The organism is Streptomyces sp. NPDC005551, from assembly GCF_042871785.1.
Lineage (GTDB): Bacteria > Actinomycetota > Actinomycetes > Streptomycetales > Streptomycetaceae > Streptomyces.
The window spans coordinates 304762-321974 of sequence record NZ_JBIAJE010000009.1 but is presented as its reverse complement, the minus strand read 5'-3'; the positions used below and the strand labels follow the sequence as shown (position 1 = coordinate 321974).

Below are 17213 nucleotides of genomic sequence, written 5' to 3'. Positions count from 1 at the left end.
CCGCCCGGCGCTACCGGCGCACGTCCCGCCCGCAGGCGTAGGCGAGCGGCGGGACGAGCTCCTCCGCGTCCGGCAGCCAGCGGTTCGCCGGCGTCGGCCGGCAGGCCCACTGCACGGCACCCCGGAACCCGTGGCGCGTGGGCGGGGCGGCCACGTACGTGCCCTCGCCGAACACCACCAGGTCGAGGGAGGCGGGCGGCCAGCCGAGCGTGCGGACGAGGTCGGGGAGCTTGGCCGCGGCTCCCGGGAGGACGAAGAACTGCATGCGCCGGTCGGGCGTGCAGGTCACCGGACCGAGCGTCAGCTCCATGCGCTCTATGCGCGCGAGGGCCAGGAACCCGGCGGACTCGGGTACGTCGATGGCGTCGAACGTCCGTCCCGTGGGCAGCAGGATCGAGGCCGTGGGCTGCGTCGACCACATCCGGCGGACGACGGACGCGCTGCCCGTCGCCCCGGTCGCCCAGTCCTCGCGCGCCGGGTGTGCGCCGGGCAGGGCGCACGCGGGTTCACCGCAGGAGCAGCGCTGCGTGCCGTCGACCGCCTCCAGCCAGGTGCCGGGGAACACGTCCCAGTGGCGCTCCTCGACGTAGCGCACTGCGGCGTCCAGCAGCGCTTCGCCGCGCTGCACGGGGATCTGAGCGGTCTCGGTGCCTGCGATGGTCTCGTCCACGGTCCACTCAACTCCCGCACCCACCTCGGGTTACGGCCTGCGCGCGGGGGAGGAGCACCGCGCCCGCTTCCGGGGCGCACGGGTGCACGGGCGGGGGCGCGCACGGGCAGCGGCAGCGGGGGGTGGGTAATCCCCTGGGGGGTCGGGCAATCGCCTTTACCCCGGCAAACCTCACATGCCTCGCATCTTCCGTATCTCGATGGGGCATTGATCTTCCTGGCCGCCTCCGCACGCCGGGGGCGGTCACAGAGGACACGTCAACTCCGTGTGTGGGCAGGCACGCGAGTCGCCAGAGAGCAGGGGGTACGCCATGGCCGCAAGGCCGCTCGTCGCGCGGCAGCCGAACGAACGACTGCAGGCGCTCATCCAGGAAGCGGGCTGCTCGAACGCAGGACTGGCCCGCCGGGTCAACATGTGCGGCGCGGAACACGGACTGGACCTGCGCTACGACAAGACGTCCGTGGCGCGCTGGCTGCGCGGACAGCAGCCGCGGGGACGGGCGCCGGCGGTCATCGCCGAGGCCCTGGGCCGCAAGCTGGGCCGCACGGTCACCATCGACGAGATCGGCATGGCCAACGGCAAGAACCTCGCGTCCGGCGTCGGGCTCCAGTTCTCGCCGACCGTCCTCGGAGCCATCGAGCAGGTCTGTGAGCTGTGGCGCAGCGACGTGGGGCGCCGGGACTTCCTCTCCGGCTCCTCCGTGGCGGCCTCCGCGCTGGTCGAGCCGAGCCGCGACTGGCTGATCTCCGCACCGGACTCGCAGGTCGCCCGCGCGGCGGGGCCGCGTGTCGGCCTGCCGGACGTGGCGGCGGTCCGCGCGATGACCCAGGCCCTCGTGCAGCTGGACCACCAGTACGGCAGCGGCCACGTACGGCCCGTCGTCGTGCACTATCTGAACAGCGTGGTCTCCGGGCTGCTCGCGGGCTCCTACCGGGAGGCGGTGGGGCGCGAACTGTTCGCCGCGGTCTCGCGGTTGACCGAGCTGGCCGGCTACATGGCCGTCGACACCGGGCAGCCCGGGCTCGCCCAGCGGTACTACATCCAGGCGCTGCGGCTCGCCCAGGCGGCCGGTGACCGCGGGTACGGCGGCTACGTGCTCGCCGCGTCCATGAGCCACCTGGCCGCGCAGCTCGGCAACCCGCGCGAGATCGCGCAGCTGGCCCGCGCGGCCCAGGAGGGGGCCCGCGGCCGGGTGACCCCGCGTGCGGAGTCGATGTTCCACGCCGCGGAGGCGCGCGGGCACGCGCTGATGGGCGACGTGCGGGCGGCGCAGCTGGCGTCGGGGCGGGCGGTCACCGCCCTGGAGTCGGCGGACGCGGCCTCCGGGGACGACCCGACGTGGATCGCGCACTTCGACGAGGCCTATCTGGCCGACGAGCTGGCGCACTGCCACCGGGACCTGGGGCAGGCCGAGGCGGCGGCGCGGTGCGCGCAGGAGTCCCTCGCGGGGCACCCCGAGTCGCGGGCGCGGCGGCGGGCGATCGGTTTCGTGCTGCTGGCCACCGCGCAGGTGCAGCAGCGCGAGATCGAGCAGGCCTGCCACACGGGCCTGCGTGCCGTCGAACTCCTCGGCACCCTGCGGTCGAACCGCGGGGCGGAATATCTGGAGGATTTCCAGCAGCGGCTGGAGCCGTACCGCGAGGAGGCCGTGGTAAGGGAGTTCGGGGCGCGGATGGACCTTCAGGCGGCGGCCTGAGCGGGCGTCTGCGGGGTTATGGCGCGCGCGAGGTGAACGGACGGGGCGCGGTCGCGTGAACAGCAGGGAAACCGGTGCGCACGCGGTGGAGGGAGGCGTGCGGGGCGCACCGGGGGGCGGTTCCGGCGTCGCGGTCGCCGGGGCGGGGGTCGGGCCATGTGCTGCGTGGCACGGGGTTGTCGGGACCCGGTAGCGTGAGCCGACGATTCCGAAGGTCCCCCATTCGTAGGAGTCCCGGTGACGCAGAGTGGACAGGGCGATTCGCCCTCGGCGCGACCCGCGCGCGAAGGCATCGTGCTGCCCTCCGACGGCGGAGAACCTCTGCTGCCGGGCACGACGGGTGACCGCACGGCGCCGGCCGGCGGCCGGACCTGGGACGGCGGTTGGAGCCCCACCGCCGCCCCGGACCAGGACCCCGGGCCCGGCCGGCATGCACAGCCCGGCCAGGGCCCCGCGCAGCCCGGCTGGGGAGCCCCGGCCGACGGCACGGGCTCGCCGTCCGAGGTGCAGGGTTCCGGGCAGTACGGCCAGGGCGCGCAGCAGGGTTCCGGGCAGTACGCCCAGCCCGGCCAGGGCGCGCAGCAGGGTTCCGGGCAGTACGGCCAGGGCGGCCAGGGCGCGCAGCAGGGTTCCGGGCAGTACGGCCAGGGCGGCCAGGGCGCGCAGCAGGGTTCCGGGCAGCCCGGCTGGGGAGCCTCTGCCGAGGGCACGGGCTCGCCGTCCCCGGTCTGGGGCGCGTCCGAGCCGCACCGCTCCGCCCCCGCCCCGGACTGGGGCACCCCCGCCACCGCCCAGGCGAACTGGGCCGGGCCCGGGACCGGCCAGGGCTGGGACGAGTCGGCGGCGTCCCAGGGCTGGACCGACCCCGGTGCACAGGGCTGGGGCGGGACCCCGGCGCCGTCGCAGCCGCTGCCCCCGGAGGGCACGCGGCCGGGCCGCCACGGCACCGGCGGCCACCGTGCGCCGCAGGCACCCGGCGCGCACGCCTCCGCGCCGCCTCCGCAGGCCCCCGACGGCCGTCACACGCCGTCGCACCGCGCCGGAGCCGCCTCGCCGCTGCCGCCCGCCGCGCCCGTGGACGAGGGAGCCACGCAGTACCTGCCGCCGGTCCCCGCGGCGCCCGACGAGGGCGCCACCCAGTACCTGCCGCCCGTTCCCGCGGCGCCGGACGAGGGCGCCACCCAGTACCTGCCGCCCGTTCCCGCGGCGCCGGACGAGGGCGCCACGCAGTTCCTGCCCCCGGTGAGCCCCGGCGCCCTGCCGCCCGAGGTGCCCTCCGACGCGACGCGGTACCTGGGGCGCGCGAACCACGCCCCGCCGGGACCGCTGCCGTCCGCGGGGCACCCGGACGCCGAGGCCACGCAGTACATCGCCCCGGTCCCCGCGGAGCCCGCCGGAGCGTCGTACGGGATACACCCGGGGGGCCCGGAGGACCGTACGCCCCCCGCGGAGTTCGACAACCTCTTCCGCAGCGAGCCGGAAGGGCCCTCGTCCACACAGCAGTTGCCCCGGATCGACTCCCCGTCCCGGCGGGCCCCGCAGGGCGCGGGTCCCGGCGCGCCGGGCGGCCGGGCCGCCGCGCGCCGCGGCGCCGACGGCGGCAGCGGCGGGGGCGGCGGGGGCGGGGGCAGCCGTACCGGTTCGCGCGTGCCGGTGATCGCCGCCGTCGGCGTCGGCATCGCCGTCCTCGGCATCGGGGCCGGCGCCCTGCTCAGCACCGGTTCGGGCGGCGACGAGAAGAACGAAGGCAAGCCCGTCTCGGCGGCGGCGTCCACCGCGACGCAGTCGCCGTCCGCCTCCGCCGACCCGGCGAAGGCGCAGGCGGTCGCGCTGGACAAGCTCCTGGCCGACAGCAACGGCAGCCGGGCCTCCGTGATCAAGGCCGTCGGCAACGTACGGGCCTGCAACAACCTCGGCCAGGCGGCCACCGACCTGCGTGCCGCGGCCGGGCAGCGCAACAACCTCGTCACCCGGCTGTCCCGCCTCAAGGTCGACAAGCTGCCGAACCACGCGGACCTGACCACCGCGCTCACCAACGCGTGGAAGGCGTCCGCGTCCGCGGACAACCACTACGCGGCGTGGGCCGACCAGGTCGCCGGCAAGCACGGCTGCCACAAGCACCGCGCCCGCACCACCGCACAGTCCCAGGCGGGCGACCGGGCGAGCGGCACCGCCAGCGCGCAGAAGAACAAGGCCGCGGGGCTGTGGAACTCCATCGCGTCCACCTACGGACTGACCCAGCGTCAGGCGACGCAGCTCTGAGGCCCGTTGTTCCCGGGGGAGGCCGGCGGCCGCGCGCTCACAGCGAGTTCGAGGCCGCGCTCTCCAGCGTCTTCGACACGTTGACGAACCCGCGCCGCGCGGAGGCCAGCCGGCCCTGGCGTACGACCTGGACGGTCACGTCGGCGTTGATCAGGCGCGGGAAGTCGACCGCCGCCAGCAGGTCCCCGAAGCGCCAGCTGAGCGTGGGCGTGAGCCGGCCCGTGGTGACCTCGAGGCCGTCGTCGAGCTTGCGCCGGACGGTGCGGGCGCTCACCTCGCCGTCGCCGAGGGCCTCCAGGGCCCGGTGCAGGACGTTGTAGGCGATCCAGGTGGTCTGCACCCCGGCGTCCGAGGGGTTGATCCGGTTGTCGTCGAAGGCCTGCTCGCGGATCACCGTCTTCATGGCGTTCCAGCGCGCGTCGCTCGACGCCGGGTACCAGCTGGTGACGTAGGCGTTCTCGTACGGGCCCGAGGGCCCGCCGGTGGCGTCGATCACCGTCTGGTCGACGCTGCCCAGCACGGACGCGGTGCGCACCTTCGGGTAGTCGTCCCGGTGGTGGCGGAAGGAGTCCATGAAGGCGGCCGTGCGGTCCCCGAGCGCGGACACCACGCAGCCGCGCTTCGCGGGGTCGGAGGACGCCCGGGCGAGGGCCTGGGAGACCTGCGCCGAGTACTCGGTGGAGTCCTCCGCCGCCCGTATGTCCACGGCCGGCGCGTGCCGTTTCCGCTCCAGGCCCGCGCCGATGAGCACCGGGAGTTCGTCACCGGCGATGGTGTCCGGGCGGACGAGCACGACGGGCCCGCACGTCTCGCCGAGCTCCTCACCCAGGCCGGCCAGCAGCGCGGGCTGCCCGCCGTTGACGGGGTAGGAGAACGGGCTCTTGAACTCGTCGTCCGTGAGGCCGTAGCCGCCGATGTACGGGATGCCGGCGCCCTGCAGCGGGGAGAGGAAGGAGCTGCCGTGCTGGCTGTAGGAGCCGACGACGGCCACGACGTCCTCCCTGGCCGCGCGCCGGGCGCACTTCGCGGCGTCCACGGAGTCGTTGTGGTCGTTGCAGGTGAGCACCCTGAGCTCGCGGCCGTTGATGCCGCCGCGGGAGTTGACCCAGCGGGCGTACGCCTGCGCCATGGCGGGCATGCCCGGCTTGTTCGTCGCGGCGGTCTCCTCGGGCGCCCAGGTCATGACGGTGATGGAGTCGCCCCCGGAACCCCCTGTGACACCGGGGACGACTCCACAGCCGACGGCGATCGACGCACACACCGCCAGAGCGCCCGCCGCCAGCAGCGTGGCCCTCAGGGGGCGGGACGGTCGGGAGGGGGAGGAACTGCGGGTGCGTCGCCTGCCGGTCATGCCCACGCACGATTCCGTCACATCACCAACCCGGGAGTGACCATCGGTCAACACACGGTGACATACAGGTGAACAACGGGGTGTGGTGAGCGCCCCTGTGAAGGGAACGTACGATCGATGACCGTGCAAGGTTCGGAGAAGTCTTCCCGTCGCGGGCACCGCTCATCCACCATGGGCGGCATGCCACTGAACGACATGCCGTGGTGGCGCTGGCGCAGCAATGTGCGCTCCGCGCTGCACATGCTCTCCGACCCCGGGTTCCAGCGGGACGTCTGGCTCGCGGGCGTCGACGGGTACGGGGACGTCACCGACGCCGTGTACCGCCTGGTCGAGGACACCTGGCTGGACAACTGGTCCGCCGAGAAGTACGTCGGCACGATCCTCCGCGACTCGCAGGAGGCGGCCCTCGTCGACACCGCCGTGCTGCGCGTCCTGCGGATCATGCACCAGGTCGGCCCCGACGCGCCGGTCTCCGCCTATCTCGACCACCACGCATGGCCGGAGGCGGTCCGCGCCGCCCGCGAGGCGCACGTGCGCCTCGCGACGAGCGACGGGGACGACCCCGACGTGCCGCCCCGCACGCTCGAGGTGCTCCGCATCCTGACCCGGTCCGCCTAGCGATACACCCGCCCGGCCCGGCTGCCGGATATGGGACCCTGGCGTGCATGAACGAGCAGTCCGTCCCCGCCGCCGCGCCCGCCGAGCAGTACGTCCTCATCCTCTCGTGCCCCGACAAGCAGGGCATCGTGCACGCCGTGTCGAGCTATCTCTTCATGACCGGCTGCAACATCGAGGACAGCCAGCAGTTCGGCGACCACGACACGGGCCTGTTCTTCATGCGGGTCCACTTCTCGGCCGAGGCACCGGTGACGGTGGACAAGCTCCGCGCGAGCTTCTCCGCGATCGGTGACGCCTTCCACATGGACTGGCAGATCCACCGGGCCGAGGACCGCATGCGGGTCGTCCTGATGGTCAGCAGGTTCGGTCACTGCCTGAACGACCTGCTCTTCCGCGCCCGGATCGGCGCGCTGCCCGTCGACATCGCCGCCGTGGTCTCCAACCACACCGACTTCGCCGAACTCGTGGCGTCGTACGGCGTCCCCTTCCACCACATCGCGGTGACGAAGGACACCAAGGCGGAGGCCGAGGCGCGGCTCCTGGAGCTGGTGCGCGCCGAGGACGTGGAGCTGGTCGTCCTGGCCCGCTACATGCAGGTCCTCTCGGACGACCTGTGCAAGCAGCTGAGCGGCCGCATCATCAACATCCACCACTCCTTCCTGCCGAGCTTCAAGGGCGCCAAGCCGTACCACCAGGCGCACGCCCGCGGTGTGAAGCTCATCGGTGCCACCGCGCACTACGTGACGGCGGATCTCGACGAGGGCCCGATCATCGAGCAGGAGGTCGAGCGCGTCGGCCACGACGTGACCCCGGACCAACTCGTCGCCATCGGCCGCGACGTGGAGTGCCAGGCCCTGGCCCGCGCGGTGAAGTGGCACGCGGAACGCCGCATCCTGCTCAACGGCCGCCGCACGGTGGTCTTCGCGTAGCAGCGGCCTCCGGGCGGGCACACCCGGGCGGCACCCCGCCTCCGGCCGTGTCCGCCCGCCTCCCGTTGCCTCCGGCTGCGTATGACCGCATCCCGCTGCCTCCGGCTGCATCCGGGCGCGTCCGGCTACATGCGGCTCAAGGACGCCGCCGCGCTCAGCACGTCCTTGATCGCCTCCCGGTCCCCGTCCTGCCCGGCGGCGGCCTCATCGGGCGGTACGTGCCCCGCGGCCAGCCGGCAGAACTCCACCCCGTCCAGGGCGACATGCGCGACCTCCCGCTCGGCGGAGCCGACCGCGCCCGGCGAGTCGAGCGGGACGAGCCACTCCCCGCCGCCCGCGCCCTCGATCTCCAGCCGCAGGCTGCGACCGGGCGCGCCGGCGGCGACGAGGTGCCGGGCCGGCGGGGACGACAGACCCGCGCGCCGCCGCTCGGCCAGCGACACGGGCAGCATGCGGGCCGCCAGGTCGATCATCCGGTGCAGATGGCGGGGTGCGGGCGGCTCGTACGGGTAGTCCACCGCCTCGGCTATGTCGCCCGCGTGCACCCAGCACTCGAACGCCCGGTCCAGCATGGAGTCGCGCAGCGGCAGCTCGAAGCCGCCGTACGGCACGGGCAGGAGCCCGGAGCCGCCGCCCGCGAAGGACACCGTGCGGACCAGGTTGTGGCTCTGCTCCCGCCAGGGGCCGCGCAGGGCACGGGTGGGCGGGAAGTGCGACGCGGCCCAGTACGCCTCGGTCCGCCCGGCGGGCGACCCCTCGTCCGCGCGGGTCCCGCCCAGCGGATCGTCCAGCCCCAGCGCGACGGCGACCAGACCGTCGACGCTGAGCAGGTGGGCGATCACTCCGGCGACGGTCGTACGGCGGCTCACGGGACCTTCGCCGTCGAACCAGCGCAGCCGCACGGGCGCGTGCCACTCGGCGCCGCCGATGTCCTGCAGCAGCGCGTCGAGCCGTGCGGTCTCCGCGTCGTACGGGGCCGCCCAGTCGGGCACCGGGATGCGCGGCGGGCGCCGGCCGAGGCAGCCCTCCAGCACTCTGGTGCGCAGCGTCGGGTCGAGGTCGAGGCTCTCCGCCGGGTGCAGCAGTCCGACCGCCTCGCGCAGCCGGCGGGCCTCGTCCGCGCAGGCGCCGCACTCGCCGAGGTGTTCCTCGACGGTCAGCGTCTCCTCCGGTGAGCAGGCGGCGAGCGCCCAGGCGCCGAGGAGCGATTTCAGGACACGGTGCTCCAGGAGCAGCGGCGCGGGGGAGCGGGGCACCCCGGCCGGGTCCGGCTCGGGAAGCGGAAGTCCGGTGTCCTCGACGGAGGCGCGCGGCAGCGGGATGAGCGCCGGCCGGCCGGGACCTTCCCCGGAACCGGTCTTCCCGGGACCGCTCTCCACCCCGCCGGGACCGCTGGGACCTTCCCCGCGGCCGGTCTCCCCGCCGCCGTGTCCCCCGTGCGCGCCCTCCGGGCCGAGGCCGTCGAACCGCTCGGCGTCCCCGGTCACCGCGTGCTCCCCGGTTAGGGCGGGGTCCCGGACGGACCGGCTTCGTGCGCCGTCGAAAGCAGCTGGAGTCCGAGGCGCAGCCGGCGCCGGGCCTCGTCCTCGGTGATGCCGAGGTCCGCGGCGGTCTGGCGGTAGTCGCGGCGCTGGAAGTAGGCCCGCTCCAGGGCGGCCCGCAGCGGGGTGGGCATCGAGGTGACGATGTAGTCCGCGCGGGCGGCCACCGAGGCGCGGCGCACCCGGCGTTCCAGCTCCTCCGCGCTGCCCCGGCCGCCGGCGAGCGCGGCGGTCTCGGTGACGCGCAGGCGCTGCACGGCGAGCCGGTGGGTCAGCGTGGCGACCCAGGAGCGCAGCGGGCCCTGCTTGGGGTCGTAGGCGTCCGGGTTCTCCCAGACGTGGGCGAAGACCTCGCGGGTGATGCCGTCGGCCGCGTGCTCGTCCCCGAGGACGCGGTGGGCGAGTCCGTGCACGAGCGAGGCGAACCGGTCGTACAGCTCGCCGAGCGCCGCCGCCTCCCCGCGAGCGAGCCGCTGCTGCATCTTGCGGTCCCAGCGGGGCGGTGCGTCCTTCGCCATACGGCCCCTCACCCCTGCTCGTCGTGGTGCCCGTTCTGCCGGGTCCAGCCTGTGCGCGTCGCTGTCTTGAATGTAGTCGGCACGTCCGGCGACGCACGCCCCTTTACGGCAATGTGCGCCCCTTGACGAGCGGCGTTTGGTAGTGGACTCCCGTCGGCGCGGCGCCTACCCGTCCCCGCCCCGATCAGACCTGACCCGGACAGATCGACCGGGAACGGATTGGCTCGACCGGGACGGGCTTTCGATCACCGGCGGGTGTTTCATGGAAAAGGCTGCCGGGCAGCCGCGCAGGAGAAGCGAGGGAGCGCATTCCGCTTCCGGCGAGCGACGAGAGGCGTGGCTGGTGACGCTCAGGGTGACCGACGGGGAGCAGGGCGACTGGGCCGTGCTCCAGGTGACGGGCGAGATGGACCTGGTGACATCACCGGTGGTCCGCCAGCGGGTGCACGACGTGGTGGCCGACGGCCGCCACAGTCTCGTCCTCGACCTGTCCGAGGTCTTCTTCTGCGACTCCAGCGGGGTGGGCGTGCTCATCGCGACCCGCCGGCTCATCCGTTCCTGCCAGGGGCGGCTGCGGCTGATCCTGCCCGCGCAGGGCGCGGAGGACGGTTCGCACGTCAACCGGGTGCTCGCCGCCCTCGGGGTGCGCCGCCTGTTCGAGGTCTTCCCCGACCTCGTCACCGCCCTCGACGAGGAGTCGCAACCGCTGTCCGCGTGAGAACCGGGTCACCTCGCCGTGGCGCGGTGCCACACAGGTGTCCCGGAATTCCCGCGGTCTTGGTACAAGCGCCGGTTTCCCGCTCCCGGGAGGGCACCGGCGTCGTACGCTCCCTGCCAGATGAACGCGCAGTCCGGCTGAAAGTCCGGCTCTGATGTAAGGCGGTCCGAACACCATGGTCAGCACCGAGTACGAGCGCAGGATCGCCGCCCGGTTCGCCACCTTCGACCAGGACGGCAACGGCTACATCGACCGCGAGGATTTCAACGCGGCGGCCAAGTCCGTCCTCGCCCAGTTCGCCACGGCGGCCCGGTCGGACAAGGGCCAGGCCCTGTACAGCGGCGCCGAGGCGTTCTGGCAGGGCATGGCGGGCATCGCGGACCGGGACGGCGACCAGCGCATCACGCGCGCGGAGTTCGTGAACGGCGCGGCCAAGCGGCTGCGCGACAACCCCGACCGCTTCGCCGAGATCGCGCGCCCCTTCCTGCACGCGGCGCTCGCCGTGGCCGACGGCGACGGGGACGGCGCCGCCACGGTCGAGGAGACGGCGCGGGTCCTCCAGGCCCTGGGCGCCCCGGAGGACGTCGCCGCCGCCGCGGCCGGCAGCCTCGACACGGACGCCGACGGCCGTATCGGCGAGACGGAGGTCGTCACCGCCTTCGCCCGCTACTTCACGGTGCCCGAGTGAGAGCCGCGGCCCGCTCGGCGGTCACGCGGAGAAGCGCTCCCTGAGCCGGTACTTGAGCACTTTGCGCAGGGTCTCGTTGCGCGGAAGGGCGTCCACCACCTCCAGTTGCTCCGGCAGCTTGTGCACGGACAGCCCTTCCCCGCGCAGATACTCCGTCACGGCCGGCAGGGTCAACGCGGGCGCCCCCGGCGGCTGTTCGACCACCGCGCAGACCCGCTCGCCGCGTTCGGCGTCGGGCAGGCCGATCACGGCGGCGTCGCCGACGGCCGGATGCCGGTGCAGCAGGTCCTCGATCTCCCTGGCCGAGATGTTCTCGCCCTTGCGGATGATCACGTCCTTGAGGCGGCCGGTCAGCACCAGATGACCGCTGTCGGTCAGCCGGCCGAGGTCGCCGGTGCGCAGGAAGCCCTCCTCGTCGAAGGCCTGCGCCGTCTGCGCCGGGTCCAGGTACCCCTGGCAGACGGCTTCGCCGCGCAGCCGCACCTCCCCGTCCACGATCCGGATCCGCATGCCCTCGGGTGGTCTTCCCTCCGTCGTCGCGAGGTTCTCGGCCGTGTCGTCGGGCGAGCCCATCGTGATCATCGGAACCTCGGTCATCCCGTATCCGTGGGTGAGCTGGACGCCCATCTCGCGCACCACACGGTGGTAGAGCTCGGGCGGTTTCGGCGCCCCGCCGCCCGCCAGCAGCCGCAGCGTCGGGATCACCTTCGCGCCGGGCCGCCTGCGCTGTTCGGCGAGGAACATCGAGTAGAACGCGGTGGAGCCGCCGGCCACCGTCACCCCGTGCCGGCGGTACTCGTCCAGGGCGGCGGGCAGCGCGAAGTGCTCGAACAGCACCGCGGGGAAGCCGTACAGCAGCAGCATCACCGTGTAGTCGGGCCCGGCGATGTGCGCGTACGGGAAGGCCATCGAGCCCACGTCGTCGGCCGACAGGCGCAGCGCGTGCGCCAGGCAGGAGCCGCCCGCGATCAGTGAACGGTCGGTGTGCAGCACGCCCTTGGGGTCGGAGGTGGTGCCCGAGGTCCAGTAGACCCACCGGACGGCGGTGCCGTCGGCGGGCGGGGCGGGCAGCACGGACGGATCGCCGTCCGGCAGGTCGTCGTACGCCTCGAAGACGCCCTTCGCGCCGAGCGCGCGCGCCATCTCCGTGTGGTCGAAGCCGCGCCACACGCCCGGTACGGCGAAGAACTCGGCCCTGGACGCCCGCAGGGCGAAGCCGACCTCGCGGTGCCGGTAGAAGGGGATCACCGGTGACTGCACGGCGCCGAGGCGGGCCAGTGCGAAGGACAGCAGCGCGGTCTCGATCCGGGTCGGCAGCTGCCAGGCGACCACCGTGCCGGGGCGTACGCCCATGCCGTACAGGCCCGCCGCCACCCGCTCGGCGCGCCCGCGCAGCTCGCCGAAGGTCAGCCGGCGGTCCCCCTGGAGCAGGACGGGCCGGTCGGGGGTCAGCTCGGCGCGACGGCCGACCAGTTCCCAGAGCGTGTGCGACGCGGCGAGTGCGTGTGCGGTGTCGGTCACGTCGATCCCCTCGCTGCCGGTTCCCTGCGGCCTGTCACCGCCGGTCCCCCGCGACCGGCCGAAAGCCCGGAACTGATGGACAGTCAGATAGTGGGCAGAGCGTAGGGCGCACCGCCTTGTCGGTCCAGGGGTGCGGGGCTAGCCTGGTTTCTGACGGGTCATCAGATACGTCGCCGGACATGCACCCCACGGTGGAGGGGACCCATGACGGAACTGCCGCGGATCGTCAGCGTCGACGACCATGTGATCGAGCCCGCGCACCTCTTCGAGACCTGGCTGCCGCAGAAGTACCGGGACCGCGGCCCCAGACCGCTCACCGCGGGCATCGGCGAACTCGCCTACGTCGCCGGCAAGTACCGGATCACGATGGACCCCGACGGGCCGCCCACCGACTGGTGGATCTACGAGGACCTCAAGTTCCCGTACAAGCGCAACATCGCCGCCGTCGGCTTCGACCGCGACGAGATGACGCTGGAGGGCATCACCCGCGCGGAGATGCGGCGCGGCTGCTGGGATCCCGCCGAGCGCCTCAAGGACATGGACCTCAACCACGTGGAGGCCAGTCTCTGCTTCCCCACCTTCCCCCGCTTCTGCGGGCAGACCTTCGCCGAGGCGCACGACAAGGAGGTCGCCCTGGCCTGCGTCCGCGCGTACAACGACTGGATGGTCGAGGAGTGGTGCGGCGACAGCGGCGGCCGGCTGATCCCGCTGTGCCTGATCCCGCTGTGGGACATCGGCCTGGCGGTCGCCGAGATCGAGCACAACGCCGCCCGCGGGGTGAAGGCCGTGACCTTCTCGGAGATCCCCACCCACCTCGGGCTGCCCTCGATCCACTCCGGTTACTGGGACCCCTTCTTCGCGGTCTGCCAGGAGACCGGCACCGTCGTGAACATGCACATCGGGTCCAGCTCGCAGATGCCGGCGGCGTCCCCGGACGCACCGCCCGCCGTGCAGGCCTCGCTGAGCTTCAACAACGCCATGGCCTCGATGATGGACTTCCTCTTCTCCGGCGTGCTCGTGAAGTTCCCCCGCCTCAAACTCGCCTACTCCGAGGGGCAGATGGGATGGATCCCGTACGCCCTGGAGCGAGCCGACGACGTCTGGCAGGAGCATCGCGCCTGGGGCGGGGTCAAGGACCTGATCCCGGAACCGCCGTCGACGTACTACTACCGGCAGATCTTCTGCTGCTTCTTCCGCGACAAGCACGGCATCGCGTCCCTGGACACCGTCGGCCGCGACAACGCCACCTTCGAGACGGACTACCCGCACGTCGACTCGACCTTCCCGCACACCAGGGAGGTCGCCCTCGATCACGTGCGGGGCCTGGACGACGAGACCGTCCACAAGCTGATGCGCGGCAACGCGATCCGCATGCTGGACCTGGACCTCGACAGGTAATGGACCTCGCGTACACGCAGGAGGAGCAGGACTTCCGCGCCCGGCTGCGCGCCTGGCTCCGCGAGGTGCTCCCCGGGCTGCCCCCCAGACCGTCGCCCGACGACTGGCCGGGACGGCGCGCGTACGACCTCGGCTGGCAGCGGATGCTGTACGAAGCCGGGTACGCGGGGCTGCACTGGCCCGTCGACGCGGGCGGCCGGGGCGCCACCCCGACCCAGCACCTGATCTTCCTGGAGGAGACCGAGAAGGCGGGCGCGCCCTACGTGGGCGCCAATTTCGTCGGGCTGCTGCACGCCGGGCCCACGATCGCCGCCGAGGGAAGCGCCGGGCAGCGGGCGCGCTGGCTGCCGCCCGTGCTGCGCGGCGACGAGGTGTGGTGCCAGGGGTTCTCCGAGCCGGACGCGGGCTCGGACCTCGCGGCGCTGCGCACGCGCGCCCGCCGGGACGGCGACGACTACGTGGTGAGCGGAACCAAGATCTGGACCTCGCACGCGGAGGTGGCCGACTGGTGCGAGCTGCTGGTGCGGACGGACCCCGGAGCCCCGAAGCACCGCGGGATCTCCTGGCTCGCCCTGCCCATGGACGCCCCGGGCGTAACGGTCCGCCCGCTGCGCACGCTCGCGGGCTCCACCGAGTTCGCCGAGGTGTTCCTCGACGAGGTGCGCGTCCCGGTGGCCAACCGGGTCGGCGCCGAGAACGACGGCTGGCGCGTGACCATGGTGACGCTCTCCTTCGAGCGCGGCACGGCGTTCGTCGGTGAAGTCGTCGCCTGCCGGAGGGTGTTGGGCGAGATCGCCCGGGAGGCCCGGCGGAACGGCCGCTGGGACGACGCCGTGCTGCGCCGCCGCCTCGGCCGGCTGAACGCCGAGTTCCGCGCGCTGTGGCGGCTGACGCAGTGGAACGTGAGCGAGGCGCAGCGGACCGGCGGGGTACCGGGCGTCGGCGGGTCCGTCTTCAAGCTGCGGTACTCGCACGCCCGGCAGGAGCTGTACGACGCGGCGGCCGAGGTGCTCGGCCCCGGCGCGCTGGACCTGCGGCACGCGTGGACCCTCGACCGGCTGTCGTCGCTCTCGTACACCATCGCGGCGGGCACCTCGCAGATCCAGCGGAACATCGTGGCCGAACGCATTCTGGGCCTGCCGAAAGGACGGTGACGGCTCCCCGTGCACTTCCAACTCACCGAAGATCAGCTGGCGTTGCGGGCGGGGGTGCGCGCGCTGCTCGAAGGACGTTTCGGCGCCGGGGCGCTGCGGGCGGCGGTGGCCTGCGGCGGTCTCGACCGTGCGCTGTGGCGCGAGCTCGGCGCGGCGGGCTTCTTCGCGCTGCGCCTGCCGGAGGCGGACGGCGGCGTCGGCCTCGGCCTGCCGGAGGCCGTACTGGCCTTCGAGGAAGCCGGGCGCGTGCTGCTGCCAGGACCGCTGGTGGCCACGCATCTCGCCGCCGGGACGGTGCCCGGGGCCGCCACCGGGGAGACGGTGGTGACGGCCGCGTACGGCGGACTCGTGGAGTGGCTGCGGGAGGCGGACGTCGTACGGGGGCAGACGCGGGCGCCCTCCGCCGGTGCGGTCACCGGGGGGACCGTGCTCCCGCCGGTGCGGGGAGCCGTACCGCTGACGTCCGTGGATCCGTCGACGCCCCTGCACCGGGTGCCCGTCCGCGTACCGCCCGATCCCGTCGTCGTCCTGCTCACCGCCGCCGAACAGCTGGGCGGTGCGGCCCGCACCTGCGAGCTGGCGGTGCAACACGCCCGGGCGCGCGAGCAGTTCGGGCAGCCGATCGGCGCCTTCCAGGCGGTCAAGCACCTGTGCGCCGAGCTGCTGGTACGGGTGGAGACCGCACGCGCGGCGGTCTACGCGGCGGCCGTCACCGCCGACCCGCTGGACATCGCCGCCGCCCGGCTGCTCGCCGACGAGGCGGCGGTGCGCGGCGCCCGGGACTGCCTCCAGGTGCACGGCGGCATGGGCTTCACCTGGGAGTCCGACGTGCATCTGTACCTGAAGCGGGCCTGGGTCCGGACACAGCGCGCGGGCTCCGTCACGGAGAGTGAGGAGAAGTTGGCTGGAAATCTGCTGTCCGAATCCTCCTGATGAGGCTCTGTTCAGGGGAGTGCGCGCAGGCCGCCCGGAGGGATGTCGCGGATCGTGGCAGTCGGCAATCACGGAGCGTCGAGACCGGGTTGTGTCCTAGGCGTGACTCGTCACCGCCTGGAGTCGGCACCGTGCTCCGGTACCTTGTGTGGGATGCGAGTGGTTGTGAGGCCGGACCGTACCGGTGCTGCCCCCGAGGCGGCCCCGGATCCGGCGATGTGCGCCGCTCGCAGGGCGGGACGGACCGTCGTCCCCGCCTGTTCGACTCCCCGTCACGAGCGTCGCACAGTATGCCGTACGCGTACTCCTTCGCGCTGGAATATGCCCGAAGCGCTTGTTGGGGTGACTGTACGTCAACCATGCTGTCTCTCAAGGGAATCACGTTCCGTGACCCTGGTTCTGGCCATGCAGGTGAAGGCCACGATCGTGGCCCTGGTGAGGCGCGAGGCGATGTGTCCGCCGGTTCGGATGGTGTGAACGGTGCAGGTGCTTCAAGTGCAGCTGGAGATCCGGCCCGACCCCGCAGAGGTGGGTCGCGCCCGTCGCTGGGCCCGTGCGCGGCTCGCGGTGTCCGGGATAGAGGCCGACGAGCCGCTGGCCGAGACGCTGATCCTGCTCGTCTCGGAGCTGGTCACCAACGCGGTGGTGCACACCGGCTGCCCGGCCGTGCTGCGCCTCCAGCTGGGGGTGCGTGACGAGCCCCCCGGTGTGCCCGCGGGCACCGTGCGTCTGGAGGTGGCCGACGCGAGTGGTTGTCCCCCGGCCCCGCGGCACGCGCACGGTGACGACACCAACGGCCGCGGCCTGGAGCTGGTCGACGGTCTCGCCGACCGCTGGGGCTGGAGCCGGGAGGGTGCCGGCAAGCGCATCTGGTGCGAGGTGGACCGCTGCGCCCCGGGCGTCTCGCGGGCGGTCGCGTACCCGTCGTACGAGGGTTACGCGTACGAGGCCGTGTAGCGCGCCGCCGCCCTGACGGTGCGGCCCGCCGCGAAGGGTGCATCCACGCACGGCGAGGTGCGTACCTGCACGGCAACGGCTTCCGTGGCGGGGTCCACGGCTGAATGCGCCGGGCTGTGCTTCCGTGCGCGCCACCGTGAGGCGGGGCGCAGGTGATGAATCCCCTTGCGGGTGTTGACGTTCCGTGTCCGTTTGATCACGCTTGTGGTCAGCGATGCGCCGCGAGGGGACGCCGAGGGTTTCGGTGACGGAAGCCCTC

Annotated in this window: 15 protein-coding genes; 10 read left to right on the top strand and 5 right to left on the bottom strand. The window is 73.4% G+C overall.

Features of this window, described 5'->3' with window-relative positions:
* Positions 1–10 precede the first annotated feature (10 nt).
* A complete protein-coding gene (locus ACFYP4_RS26600; protein ID WP_388788629.1) occupies positions 11–670 on the bottom strand; it encodes a bifunctional DNA primase/polymerase in 660 nt (219 codons plus the stop codon).
* A 310-nt stretch (positions 671–980) separates the two neighbouring features.
* Between ACFYP4_RS26600 and ACFYP4_RS26595 the strand changes: the two genes are divergently transcribed.
* Positions 981–2366 carry a transcriptional regulator gene (locus tag ACFYP4_RS26595; RefSeq protein ID WP_358853939.1) on the top strand — a complete coding sequence of 462 codons (1386 nt, stop codon included), beginning with the start codon at positions 981–983 and terminating at the stop codon, positions 2364–2366.
* A 237-nt stretch (positions 2367–2603) separates the two neighbouring features.
* The gene (locus ACFYP4_RS26590) at positions 2604–4628 is read left to right on the top strand and encodes a hypothetical protein (protein ID WP_388788626.1); all 2025 of its coding nucleotides are present in this window, start codon (positions 2604–2606) and stop codon (positions 4626–4628) included.
* 37 nt (positions 4629–4665) lie between these two features.
* Here the strand turns inward: ACFYP4_RS26590 and ACFYP4_RS26585 are convergent, their stop codons facing one another.
* Positions 4666–5979: an ABC transporter substrate-binding protein gene (locus ACFYP4_RS26585; RefSeq protein WP_388788623.1), complete on the bottom strand. Its 1314-nt coding sequence runs from the start codon at positions 5977–5979 to the stop codon at positions 4666–4668.
* Positions 5980–6096: 117 nt separating this feature from the next.
* Here ACFYP4_RS26585 and ACFYP4_RS26580 point away from each other — a divergent pair, with 117 nt between their 5' ends.
* Positions 6097–6597, top strand: coding sequence for a hypothetical protein (locus ACFYP4_RS26580; RefSeq protein ID WP_358855215.1), 501 nt, complete (start codon positions 6097–6099; stop codon positions 6595–6597).
* A gap of 47 nt (positions 6598–6644) precedes the next feature.
* On the top strand, positions 6645–7526 hold the full coding sequence (gene purU / locus ACFYP4_RS26575) for a formyltetrahydrofolate deformylase (RefSeq protein WP_358855214.1): 882 nt from the start codon (positions 6645–6647) through the stop codon (positions 7524–7526).
* A gap of 125 nt (positions 7527–7651) precedes the next feature.
* Here the strand turns inward: purU and ACFYP4_RS26570 are convergent, their stop codons facing one another.
* Positions 7652–9013 (bottom strand): maleylpyruvate isomerase N-terminal domain-containing protein, encoded by a 1362-nt coding sequence (locus ACFYP4_RS26570; protein WP_388788620.1) that lies wholly within the window; start codon positions 9011–9013, stop codon positions 7652–7654.
* A gap of 14 nt (positions 9014–9027) precedes the next feature.
* Positions 9028–9585 carry a sigma-70 family RNA polymerase sigma factor gene (locus ACFYP4_RS26565; protein WP_388788617.1) on the bottom strand — a complete coding sequence of 186 codons (558 nt, stop codon included), beginning with the start codon at positions 9583–9585 and terminating at the stop codon, positions 9028–9030.
* Positions 9586–9928: 343 nt separating this feature from the next.
* On the opposite strand from ACFYP4_RS26565, the gene ACFYP4_RS26560 reads away from it, so the two are divergent.
* Both ACFYP4_RS26560 and ACFYP4_RS26555 read left to right on the top strand, forming a co-directional pair.
* The gene (locus ACFYP4_RS26560; protein ID WP_358855212.1) at positions 9929–10303 is read left to right on the top strand and encodes an STAS domain-containing protein; all 375 of its coding nucleotides are present in this window, start codon (positions 9929–9931) and stop codon (positions 10301–10303) included.
* A gap of 175 nt (positions 10304–10478) precedes the next feature.
* Positions 10479–10991: an EF-hand domain-containing protein gene (locus ACFYP4_RS26555; RefSeq protein WP_388788614.1), complete on the top strand. Its 513-nt coding sequence runs from the start codon at positions 10479–10481 to the stop codon at positions 10989–10991.
* A gap of 21 nt (positions 10992–11012) precedes the next feature.
* Here ACFYP4_RS26555 and ACFYP4_RS26550 read toward each other — a convergent pair whose 3' ends face one another.
* Complete coding sequence (locus tag ACFYP4_RS26550; protein ID WP_388788611.1) at positions 11013–12512, bottom strand: class I adenylate-forming enzyme family protein; 1500 nt, start codon at positions 12510–12512, stop codon at positions 11013–11015.
* A 204-nt stretch (positions 12513–12716) separates the two neighbouring features.
* Here ACFYP4_RS26550 and ACFYP4_RS26545 point away from each other — a divergent pair, with 204 nt between their 5' ends.
* From ACFYP4_RS26545 to ACFYP4_RS26530, 4 genes are all read left to right on the top strand, one after another.
* The gene (locus ACFYP4_RS26545) at positions 12717–13910 is read left to right on the top strand and encodes an amidohydrolase family protein (protein WP_358855209.1); all 1194 of its coding nucleotides are present in this window, start codon (positions 12717–12719) and stop codon (positions 13908–13910) included.
* A complete protein-coding gene (locus ACFYP4_RS26540; RefSeq protein WP_388788608.1) occupies positions 13910–15064 on the top strand; it encodes an acyl-CoA dehydrogenase in 1155 nt (384 codons plus the stop codon). Before ACFYP4_RS26545 ends, ACFYP4_RS26540 begins: the two co-directional genes overlap by 1 nt.
* 9 nt (positions 15065–15073) lie before the next feature.
* Complete coding sequence (locus ACFYP4_RS26535) at positions 15074–15997, top strand: acyl-CoA dehydrogenase family protein (protein WP_388788605.1); 924 nt, start codon at positions 15074–15076, stop codon at positions 15995–15997.
* Positions 15998–16477: 480 nt separating this feature from the next.
* A complete protein-coding gene (locus tag ACFYP4_RS26530; protein ID WP_358855206.1) occupies positions 16478–16954 on the top strand; it encodes an ATP-binding protein in 477 nt (158 codons plus the stop codon).
* The last annotated feature ends 259 nt before the right edge of the window (positions 16955–17213 follow it).